The sequence below is a fragment of the uncultured Halovibrio sp. genome (assembly GCF_913056445.1).
GTDB lineage: Bacteria > Pseudomonadota > Gammaproteobacteria > Pseudomonadales > Oleiphilaceae > Halospina > Halospina utahensis_B.
The window spans coordinates 1-11,117 of record NZ_CAJXMA010000090.1; the positions used below are offsets into that span (position 1 = coordinate 1).

General features: G+C 62.5%; 7 protein-coding genes. 3 read left to right on the forward strand and 4 right to left on the reverse strand.

The window, feature by feature from the left end:
* Positions 1-138: 138 nt before the first annotated feature.
* Complete coding sequence (gene thrH / locus QZ501_RS13240) at positions 139-753, reverse strand: bifunctional phosphoserine phosphatase/homoserine phosphotransferase ThrH (protein ID WP_160899188.1); 615 nt, start codon at positions 751-753, stop codon at positions 139-141.
* A 149-nt stretch (positions 754-902) separates the two neighbouring features.
* Between thrH and QZ501_RS13245 the strand changes: the two genes are divergently transcribed.
* Positions 903-1,631 (forward strand): phosphoadenylyl-sulfate reductase, encoded by a 729-nt coding sequence (locus QZ501_RS13245; RefSeq protein ID WP_192497314.1) that lies wholly within the window; start codon positions 903-905, stop codon positions 1,629-1,631.
* A gap of 7 nt (positions 1,632-1,638) precedes the next feature.
* On the opposite strand, the gene cysB is transcribed toward QZ501_RS13245, so the two are convergent.
* Complete coding sequence (cysB, locus tag QZ501_RS13250) at positions 1,639-2,613, reverse strand: HTH-type transcriptional regulator CysB (RefSeq protein ID WP_151440477.1); 975 nt, start codon at positions 2,611-2,613, stop codon at positions 1,639-1,641.
* Between the two features lie 163 nt (positions 2,614-2,776).
* On the opposite strand from cysB, the gene QZ501_RS13255 reads away from it, so the two are divergent.
* Together QZ501_RS13255 and QZ501_RS13260 are read left to right on the forward strand one after the other, a co-directional pair.
* Positions 2,777-5,479, forward strand: coding sequence for a LuxR C-terminal-related transcriptional regulator (locus QZ501_RS13255; RefSeq protein WP_295720134.1), 2,703 nt, complete (start codon positions 2,777-2,779; stop codon positions 5,477-5,479).
* Between the two features lie 300 nt (positions 5,480-5,779).
* Complete coding sequence (locus QZ501_RS13260) at positions 5,780-7,369, forward strand: BCCT family transporter (RefSeq protein ID WP_295720137.1); 1,590 nt, start codon at positions 5,780-5,782, stop codon at positions 7,367-7,369.
* Between the two features lie 8 nt (positions 7,370-7,377).
* On the opposite strand, the gene dinG is transcribed toward QZ501_RS13260, so the two are convergent.
* Both dinG and QZ501_RS13270 read right to left on the reverse strand, forming a co-directional pair.
* Positions 7,378-9,534 carry an ATP-dependent DNA helicase DinG gene (dinG, locus tag QZ501_RS13265; protein WP_295720140.1) on the reverse strand — a complete coding sequence of 719 codons (2,157 nt, stop codon included), beginning with the start codon at positions 9,532-9,534 and terminating at the stop codon, positions 7,378-7,380.
* Positions 9,535-9,601: 67 nt separating this feature from the next.
* Positions 9,602-11,117, reverse strand: a 1,516-nt coding sequence (locus QZ501_RS13270) for a DUF3336 domain-containing protein (protein ID WP_363174792.1), incomplete at its 5' end; no start/stop codon positions are given.

Here is an 11,117-nt window from a genome sequence, read left to right on the forward strand (position 1 = left end):
AGCTCGTCGAACCCAATCCTTAACCAGAGTCAACGGGCGTGGGTTGATCCCGACGCCCGCTTTAGAGAAGCCTGCCTGCAGGCGATCCATATTCCGTGTATCAGAGATCGCCTGCGGGGCAGGCTCCTACAGGGGAGCTCAATCGTGCTGGGCGGTACTGGCGTTGAGAAAGGCCTGTTTCAGGCTCTCGTAGTCATGCACGGCCGGGAACTGGGGGAATTCCCGGATGACATTCTCCGGCGCGTGGAACAGGATCCCTGCTTCAGCCTGGGCCAGCATGGTGGTGTCGTTGTAGGAATCGCCCGTTGCGATGCACTTCATGTTGAGCAGCTGGAAGGCACGCACCGCCTGGCGCTTGGGATCCGGCTGGCGCAGATGGTAATCCAGAATAGTGCCGTCTTCGCCCACACTCAGCTGGTGGCAGAGCAGCGTCGGATAGCTGAGTTTCTCCATCAGGGGCATGGCGAACTCATAGAAGGTGTCCGAAAGAATCACCACCTGGAAATGCCGGCGCAGCCATTCCAGGAATTCCCGGGCACCAGGGAGGGGTTCCAGCTCCCCGATGACTTCCCGGATCTCCGGGAGTCCGTAGCCGTGCTGGTCCAGCAGCGCCAGCCGCTGCTGCATCAACTGGTCATAGTCCGGCACGTCCCGCGTCGTGGCCTTGAGTTCCGGTATCCCGGTTTTCTCGGCAAACGCAATCCATATTTCCGGGATCAGAACCCCTTCCAGATCCAGACAGGCCAGCTCCACAACGCCTCCTTTTACCCTGTGCCCTTGCCAGTATTGTTTTTTGGGAGCGTCATCATAAATAAAGCCTGAACCGAATGCACGGGTAATAAGGCGTCCCGGATGTTAGAATTGATGGTGCTGAATTCACCGCCGATCACGGAACTCCATTGATGGACATCGACAGTCTCAACAGCGAGCTGGCGGACGCCTCGCCCCGGAAAATCATCAAAACCGCACTGGAGCAGTTCGACAATATCGCGATCTCCTTCAGCGGCGCCGAGGACGTGGCCCTGATCGCCATGGCGCACAGCCTTAAAAAACCCTTCAGTGTCTTCACTCTGGACACCGGCCGCCTGCACCCGGAAACGTACCGGTTCGTGGAAAAGGTGCGGCAGGCGTACGAACTCGACCTGGAGATCCTGTTCCCGGATGCACAGGCGGTTCAGGACCTGGTCAACAGGAAGGGTCTGTTCAGCTTCTACGAGGACGGCCACGAGGAGTGCTGCGGCATCCGCAAGGTCGAGCCACTTCGGCGCAAGCTGTCGGGCCTCGATGCCTGGATCACCGGGCAGCGCAAGGACCAGAGCCCGGATACCCGCAACGATGTACCCGTGGTCCAGCAGGATACATCCTTCGAGGGGCGCAATGGGCCGCTGGTGAAGTTCAACCCCATGGCCAACTGGTCTTCAAAGGACGTCTGGGACTACATCCGTGCCATGGAAGTGCCCTATAACGAGCTGCACGACCGTGGCTTTGTAAGCATTGGCTGTGAGCCCTGCACCCGGGCGATCCTCCCGGGCCAGCACGAACGCGAGGGCCGCTGGTGGTGGGAAGAGGCCACCAAGAAGGAATGCGGTCTGCACGCCGGCAACGTGATCGCCAGTTCCAGCGCTGAGTGACCCCCACTCAGTAGCTGGGCAGCACCACATCCTCAAAGAGTTCATCCAGCTCGACCTGGGAGGTCCTCTGGGCAGCGGCCTCAATGAGATCCCGACTCAGGTGGGGCGCGAACCTCTGGATGAAATCAACCATGTAGGCGCGCAGGAAGGTGCCCTTGCGGAAGGCGATGCGGGTGATGCTGGGCTCAAACAGGTGCTGGGCGTCCAGCGCCACCAGATCCGTGTCCACCTCCGGGTCGTGGGCCATGTGGGCTACAATCCCCACGCCCAGGCCCAGGCGCACATAGGTCTTGATCACGTCCGCATCCGAAGCCGTGAACACCACCTTGGGTGTCAGCCCCACGCTCTCAAAGGCCTGATCCAACCGTGACCGACCGGTGAATCCCTGCACGTAAGTCACCAGCGGGTACTTGGCCAGCTCCTCCAGTGTCAGGGTCTTCAACTCGGCCAGTGGATGGTCCTTCGGCACCACGGCGCAGCGGTTCCAGCGATAACCCGGCATCATGATCAGGTCATGGAACTGGTCCAGGGCCTCTGTGCAAATCGCGAAGTCCACCACCCCGTTCGCCGCCATCTCGGAGATCTGCCAGGGCGTGCCCTGGTTCATGTGCAGCGTCACTTCCGGGTATTCAGCCATGAACTCGCGGATCAGCTTCGGGAGCGCATAGCGGGCCTGGGTGTGGGTTGTCGCGATCCGCAGCTCACCCCGGTTCTGGTCACTGAACTCCTGGGCAATACGCTTGATACCATCGGCACGGCGCAGGATCTCGCCCGCCTCGCGGATGATGCTCTCACCCGCGGGCGTAATCCGGGTCAGGTGCTTGCCCGAGCGGGCAAAGATCTCGACCCCGAGCTCATCCTCCAGCATCCGGATCTGCTTGGAGATCCCGGGCTGCGAGGTGAACAGCTCGGCAGCCGTGGCGGAAACGTTCAGGTCATGGTGTGCCACTTCCCAGATATAGCGCAGTTGCTGCAGCTTCATGCCCGGCGACTCCAATGCTTTTACGTTGATCTAAGAATATAGCGTATTATTCCATTTTTTTTGCAGCCTGTCCCGCTCTCCTAATCACGAAGCATCTTGAACATGCAACCTCCAGCCCCGACAATGCGACACTGAGCACAGGAACGGGATCAGGGACTTGCCGATGTTACTGGCCACAAAATTCATGCGCCCGGCAGCGGACCCCCGTGCCATCGCCCGTCCCCGTCTCCTGGAACGGCTTCAGCCCGATGCGGCACGGCGCCTGACCGCCATCACGGCCCCGGCCGGGTATGGCAAGACCACACTGGTGAACCAGTGGTGCGCGGCCCATGACCAGCCGGTTGCCTGGCTGTCCCTGGATGAACAGGACGACGAGCCTCGCCGTTTCTGGTCCTACGTCATCGGCGCTCTGGAAAACACCATCCTGGGGCACCAGGAGTCCATCCACCATTATCTGGACACGCCCGGTGCGGAGCACATAGAGGGCGCCCTGACCGCGTTCATCAACACGCTCATCGACCAGTCAGTCGAGCACGCCAACCTGATACTGGACGACTATCACCTGATCCAGGATCCCGACATCCAGCGCCAGATCACCTTCCTTGTGGATCATGCCCCGCCCGCGCTGCACCTGGTTCTGCTGTCACGCACGGAGCCGGCCCTGCCGCTCTCCCGGTGGCGGGTCAAGGGCTGGATGGAGGGCCTGCACGCCAGTGACCTTGCCTTTTCCGAATCCGAGTGCAGCGCCTTCTTCAACAACTACATGGGGCTTGCGCTGGACGACGAGAAGGTCCGCGCCATATGGCAGCGAACCGAGGGCTGGGCGGCCGCCATGCAGCTCACAGCCCTGTCTGGCAAGAGCATGAACTCCAGCAGCCTGTCCCGTGCTGTACTCAGCGAGGGCGATCACAGCCGCCAGATCAGTGATTACATACTGACCGAAATACTGGATCAGCAGAGACCGGATGTGCGGGATTTCCTGCTGCGCACCAGCGTCTGCCGGCGCCTGAGCGCGGAGCTGTGCAACAGTATCCTGGAACGCGACGACAGCCAGACGGTTCTGGAGCAGCTGGTTCACGCGAATCTTTTCATCATTCCCCTGGACACCCGCGACCAGTGGTTCCGCTACCACGACCTGTTCCGCGAAGCCCTGACCCAGCGTTTCAGCCAGACCGAGCCGGAGGCCTACCGGGAACTGCAGGCCCGGGCCATCCGCTGGCTGCTGAACGAGGACTACCTGCAGGAGGCCATCGTACAGCTGCTTCAGCTGGAGGATTGGGACTGGCTGGAACAGGTGCTGGAACAGTACGGCAACAACCTGATCCACACCGGCTTCCATGAGCTGGTCCATAAGTGGCTGCAGTACCTGCCGGAGGAGCGGACCACCCGCAATCCACGCCTGATGATGCTCCAGATCTGGGCACTGTTCTTCCTGAACCGGCTCAACAACATCGAGCCCCTGCTGGAGCAGCTTGAAGACGCGCTGGACATCCGTGTTGCCAATTCAGACGATAACGCCGACGTGGCGCTGGCACTGCACAACGAGATCGCGCTGATCCGTTCCTACATGGCGCGCACCCGCAGCGACCACTCCAGTGCCCAGCACCTGACCCAGCAGGTCCTGAAGGATATCGACCACACCAATATCCCCCTCAAGTCCGTGACCTACTACGGCATCGGGCTGGACTGCTACGCCAACGGGGATCTGGCCAGTGCCACCCACGCACTGGAATCCGCAGTGGAGCACGGGCGCCGGGAAAAGAAACACGCCACCACCCTCTCCAGCGGCGGCCTTCTGGCGTGGATCCTGTTCTACCAGGGTGAGATGGACCGGGCACTGGACGTGGGGACCAGCGTGCGCGAATGGGTAAATTCCCATCACACGGACCCCGAACAGCCCCGCCTGGTCTCCTGCTGGCAGAACAGCGCCATGGTCCAGATCCACCGGGAGAAGAACGACCTGACCCTGGCGGATACCCACATGAACCCGCTGCTGCCGCACCTGGATTCGGGCAGCGAGCCCGGCCAGCACGTGGTGATCCAGTACACCCGCGCACACCTGGCCTTCTCCCGGGGCCAGTACCAGGACGCCATGGAATACCTGGAGGACGCGGAGCGTGTTCAGGACCAGAAACGCGATGCCATCCTGTTCGAGCCCCCATGCCTGGAAGCACTGCACGTGCGCTGCCACCTGGCGCTGGGCGACCGCACTGGCGCACAGACCTGGCGGGAACGGCTTGAGGAGCACAACTACCGTAACCCCATCAACAGGGAACAGGCCCGCATCGGGCTGGCGCGGCTGCTGCTCGCGGACGGTCAGGCCGAGGAGGCGATCAACATCCTGGCGCCGCTGCGGCTGTCCACCGAGAAAGGGCGCCATATCAAACATCTGATTGAACTGCTGGCGGTATACGCGGTCTGCCTGGATCACCTCGACCGCGGGGAACAGGCCGCCGTCATGCTGCACCGCGCACTTGAGCTGGCCTCCCGGGAACGTTTCCTGCGACTCTTTGTCGAGGAAGGGCCGGCGCTGGCCGCGCTGTACCGGCGTATGCCCCACCATGGCCTGCCGCTGGCTTTCCTGCGCGAACTGGACCCACTGCTGGAAGCGGAATCCGCGCCCGCCCAGACAGAACCTGCACCGGCCATGGGCAGCACCGAAGCACTCCTGGAGCCCCTGAGCCAGCGCGAGATCGAGGTGCTGACCCTGATCCATGCCGGTCATGCCAACAAGGAGATCGCACAGCGCATGTCCGTGGCGCAGACAACGGTCAAGGCCCACATACGCAACCTGTACGGTAAACTGGGTGCCAGCAGCCGCACCGGCGCACTGGCCCGTGCCCGGGAACTGGGGCTGGTCGATTAGTCAGGGCTCACAATGTGACTCAATTCACACTTTGAGCGCCTTACGCCCTTTTTCCTCCCCTTTTACGCCCTATGGACGATCCCTCTACGCCCCCTTACGCCCTACATTGGGCACCGTGAGAAGAGTCAACAGGAATTCGATTTCAGGCCTTTCGGATTTCTCCTCACGGAACTCCTTGTTCAGCCACCAGCGGTTTTTTCCCTGGTGGCTTTTTTCTGTCCATTCGGACTGTCAACCATTGATTTCCTGTAACAAGCTGTCATCATCCCGCGCTTCACTTTTTATGGTCGTGAGGCTCCCATGACTCCATCCGAACAGACTCCGGGCACGTCGCCCAGCGATCACCGGCGGCTTGGTGATCCAGTGGTTCTCGGCCTCAGCGCCGGGTTCATCGTTCTCTTCATCCTGTTCTCCCTGTACGACATAACGCTCGTCTCCGACAGCATCGGTGAATGGTTCACCGCGACAGCGGCGGGCCTGGGCTCATACTTCCAGTTGCTGCTGCTGGCAACCTTCTTCATTGCCCTGGGGGTTGCCATTTCGCCCGCGGCTGGCGCCCTTGTGGGGAACCGTACGACACCGGAAATCAGCACCTTCCGCTGGCTTTCCATGATCATGTGTACCCTGCTCGCCGGAGGCGGCGTGTTCTTTGCCGCCGGCGAGCCGGTCTATCACTTCGTGGTCACACCTCCGGCGTTCAACACCGAGGCAGGCACCGCCGAAGCCGTGGCCGGCGCCCTTGCCCAGTCATTCATGCACTGGGGCTTTCTGGCCTGGGCCATCCTCGGCTCACTGACCGCGATCATCCTGGCGCACAACCATTATGATCTCGGGCACCCGCTGCGGCCCCGCACCCTGCTCTACCCTGTCTTCGGGCAGCGCATTATGAGCAGCTGGATCGGCGGCGTGGTGGACGCCTGCTGCGTGGTGGCCGTGGTCGCCGGCACGGTTGGCCCCATCGGCTTCCTTGCTACGCAGGTCAGCTATGGCTTCGAGGTTCTGTTCGGCGTCGAGGACCGTTACTCCACTCAGTTGATGATCGTCATCGCCCTGGGTGCAATCTATGTAACCTCGGCGGTAACCGGCATCCACAAAGGCATACAGCTGCTGAGCCGGTTCAACGTGATGCTGGCACTCGCGATCGCGGCGGTCATCTTTGTCTTCGGGCCCACGCTTTTCCTCACCAACGCCTACACACAGGGCTTCGGTGAATACATCTCCTCATTCTTCCGCATGGGCACCATGACCTCCGAGACCGCGCCTGCGTGGTGGATGAAATGGTGGACGGTGTTCTTCTTTGCCTGGTTTATCGGCTACGGGCCGCTGATGGCGATCTTCGTGGCACGTATTTCCCGTGGCCGCACCATCCGGGAGATGATTCTGGCAGTCGCCGTCATGGCGCCGGTCGCCACCACCGTCTGGTTCACCCTGCTGGGCGGTTCCGGCATCTTCTACCAGATGCAGGACGTGATCGAGCTGGCCGAGCCGCTGCAGAACTTCCAGTTCGATGTGGCCACCCTCACCGTTGCCCAGGCGCTGCCCGGCGGTATGCTCATGGCACTGGCGATCCTGCTGCTGACCACCATCTTCGTGGCAACCACCGGGGATTCCATGAGCTACGCGATCTCTGTCGTGGGCACCGGCCATGATGAACCGAACCGCGCAGTTCGCGTCTTCTGGGGTGTGGCCATGGCACTGATGGCAGCGATTCTGCTGTACATGGGCGAAGGCCAGATCAGCGCGCTGCAACAGTTCATCGTGATCACCGCGATTCCGGTATCACTGATCCTGTTGCCGTCACTCTGGACCGGGCCCAAGGCCGCCTACGCCATGGCCCGCCAGCAGGGTCTCATCAGCTACGAGCCGCACCCCGCCCGCCAGACGGACTGAGGTAGGGCTCAGGCGGCAATCACACGGCGGAACGGCGGCAGCGCATCCAGCAGCATGCTGCCGTAACGCCGGGAGATGATGCGACGGTCCAGGATCGTCACACGACCCGTGTCGGACTCACTGCGAAGCAGCCGCCCAGCGGCCTGCACAAGCCTTATGGAGGCGTCCGGCACGCTGATCTCCATGAAGGGGTTGCCGCCCCTTTCCTCGATCCATTCAGCCAGACTGGCCTCAATCGGATCATCCGGCACCGAAAACGGCAGTCGCGTGATGACCACGTGCTCCAGATAGGTTCCCGGCAGATCGATCCCTTCCGCGAAACTGGCCACTCCGAAGAGAATTGAAGTCTGGCCGTTGTCCACGCGCTGGCGATGGCGGTCCAGGACCTCCGCCCGGGTATGGTCATCCTGCGTGATGACGCAGTCCCGCCAGGTCTCCGGCAGCATGTCACGCACCCTCTGCATGTCCCGACGCGCGGTGAACAGGACCAGCGCCGCCGTATCCCCTTCAAGCACCCCGGGCAGACGATCCACCAGCCGCTCCGCGTAGCTGGCCGGATCCCCGGGTTCCATACTTGAGGCCGGCACCTCCACGGTGGCGTTCTCCTGGTAGCGGAAGTTCGAGGGAATCACCAGGCAGCGGCTGTCCGCCGGCAGCCCGGCACGCATGCTGAGGCGGTCGAAGCGACCAAGCGCTGTCAGGGTGGCGGAAGTCAGGATGGCGCCGAAACACCGGCTCCAGAGCCGACTGAACAGGACATTATCCGCCAGCACTGGACTGCTGTAGAGCGTGATGTCGCCATTCTCGCCACCACGGCGGTTGAGCCACCGCGCCGGCGCGGGCGTACGCGTGCTGTCCTCTCCCTCCTCGGCTTCCGGCACGGCCTCGGACCAGGCCTGCCACAGCCGCAACTGATCCTCTGCCCGGGCATGGAACTGGCCGACCACGGGGTACCAGGCTTCGGCGGTCTCGCGATCAATATCGCCTTCCCGGCGTTCATCCATCCCTTCATCCAGAAAGTCGGCCAACTGGTCCAGACGCCGCGTCAGCTGAACCTGTTGCTGCTGCAGTGCGGTCACCCGGGTGCTCAACTCGTCCGGCAACCGTGCGCCCGGGAAACGGTACTGGCTGTTACCACCGTCTTCGCCCCCTTCCCAGGGCGTGTTTTCTTCGAGCCATTCATGGACGTCCGCCAGCATCGGGTCAATTTCCCGTGCCAGATCCGTCAGTTTCTGTACCGTGCGGGCCGCCTCGGCGTCCGCCGGCAGATGCGGCAGAAGCTGGGCCAGAGCCTGGCTCAGGCTGCGCAGCCACTGACGTGTGCCTTCCAGCCCCAGGGAGGCGGCAAAGTGGTTCAGGGCCTTGTCCGGCAGGTGATGGGCCTCGTCCATCACATAGATGGTGTCCTCGGGCTTGGGCAGTATGGCGCCACCCCCCAGGGCCAGATCCGCCAGCACCAGGTCATGGTTGGCGACGATCACGTCCGCGTGTTCCAGCTCCGCACGCGCCGAGAAAAAGGGACAGCTGTCAAAATAGCTGCAACGGCGGTTGGTGCACTGGCGGTGGTCCGTGGTCACGCCCTGCCAGATGTCATCGGGGATGTGGTCCGGCCAGTGGTCACGGTCGCCGTCCCACTCGCGGGCCGCGTAGCTGGAGAAAAGCTTTTCGTGGAAAGCGCGGGTTTCCGCCGGTTCGCCCGGCTCCTCCTGGAGCATGAAAAGCGGAATGGTGTCGCTGTCCTGGTTACCGTGGCCATGCAGGCGCTGCTCCACCTTGGACAGGCACAGATAGCGGCCACGCCCCTTCGCCAGGGACCAGCTCACATCCAGCCCTGAATGGGCTTTCAGGTCCGGCAGATCCTTGTTCACGATCTGATCCTGGAGCGCCACCGTGGCGGTGGAAACCACCAGTTGCTTGCCAAGCTGCCGTGCCACCGGGATGGCGGCCAGGAGGTAGGCGAGGGTCTTGCCCGTGCCGGTTCCGGCTTCCAGAACACAGGCCTTGTGGGCGGACGTTCGCTGACCGTCGTTTTCCGTGATCTCACCGAGGTAGCGGGCAATCTCGGCGATCATCAGCCGCTGGCCGTAGCGCGCGCGCAGGTCCTTGCCGGCCAGCACGGCCCGATAGGCTGCCTGGATCTCAGCCTTCGTATCCTCGTTGAGCATGCGCTCCTGTCCAAAGGTCGGTTAAGAGACCGCTCATGATAGCGGGCGGCTCCCGGAGCGTACAGGCTCAGCTCGCGATTACGTGCAGCTCGGCCCCCTTGCGGTTGTGCTGGCGCAGGCGCCGGATGCAGCCCTCCAGCGTGCGCGAGATCTTGGCATGGGTCCGGATCTGGGAGATCAGCGGCCAGGTGGCACGTTCCCCCTCCAGCATCATCTCGCGCACGAATTCCGGCGACGGGTTCGACATCATGCGCCGGAAGTGCCGCATCCGGTAGCGCGGTGCCAGGGTCACGTCCCCCTGGTACTGCTGCGCCATGATGGTATAGATCTGGCCGCAGGCCTGGCGGGCAAGTTCCGGCCGCATGCGCCGCCTCAGCACATCGAACAGCCCCTTGCCATGGAACTGCATCTCCGCTTTCAGCAGTGACAGGGGCAGACTGGCGAGGCTCTCCCGGGACTGTCCATGATCCCGGCGCAGAAACGGAACCACATGCGGGTTGGTCTGGCTGACCAGCGTAAAATTCACATCGTACAGGTGCATCAGGCGTTCGCGCGGCAGGTCACTCACTACCGAACCGTCCACGAAGCGCAGGCGTGGCATGTAGGGCACCGTAGCCCCCTGGTGATCCTTCTTCTGCAACTGCACGGGCGGAAAGACCCCGGGAACCGCGGAGGAGGCCAGAGCGGCGCTCCATACCAGCATATAGGGCGAGGTATAGCCACTGAGCAGCCGCGCCCCATACTGGCCCTGGTCCGATGACACACTGATGTTGGTGGAGCGGCCAGTGTGCTGGAACGCCTCCTCGAAGGTGAACTCCCCGATATTCTCTCTCAGGCACTGTTCCAGTACGCCCTGGTCCATGAACCCGGCCCCACGCAGCCCGTTGACCACGCCTTTCCAGCGCCAGGCCTTGAGGTTGTGGCGTTCCGGCTCCAGAAGCTGGTCCAGCTCATCGTCCGGTGTGGTTCCAACCATCGCCGCCATCACAGCCCCGGCGCTGGACCCGGAGATGACCTGCGGGAGCAGATCCCGTTCCCAGAGGGTGCGGATCACCCCCAGGTGGAACAGGCCAAGCGTGGCGCCGCCGCTGAGCAGCAATGCCGGGCGGCCATAGCTCAGCAGGGTATCCTTGAAGAAGCCCAGCTTTTCGCTTTCGGGCAGCTCCTGCATGGGGGTGTCACACAGCAGGTTGATGGACTCGCACACCTGGTTCACGTATTCCTCGATCAGGTGCTTGGTGCCCACATAGCTGTTGTGGTAGAGCGCGGGGTTCGAGATGTTGCCGAGATCGTGATGGAGCCCTTCCCGGATCGCTCGCTTGAGCCGGGCATAGTCGCCGGTCTGGTGGTAGTGGCGCAGCTCCCTCAGGCGGTCATGGATGAGGTTGTAGTTGTAGAACTCGGAGGCGAACGCCTCGCCTTTGATCCAGTGGTAGACCGACGCGCGGATCCGCTCGACCTCACCCGTCGTGTCGTTCACGACGACCTGGATCGGCTCGTGGTCCCCGTAGTGCGAGTCGAGGTTGCCGATAAACCCGGTTTGGTGGCTGTACGACGCCCAATACACGTAGATATCGGTGTCG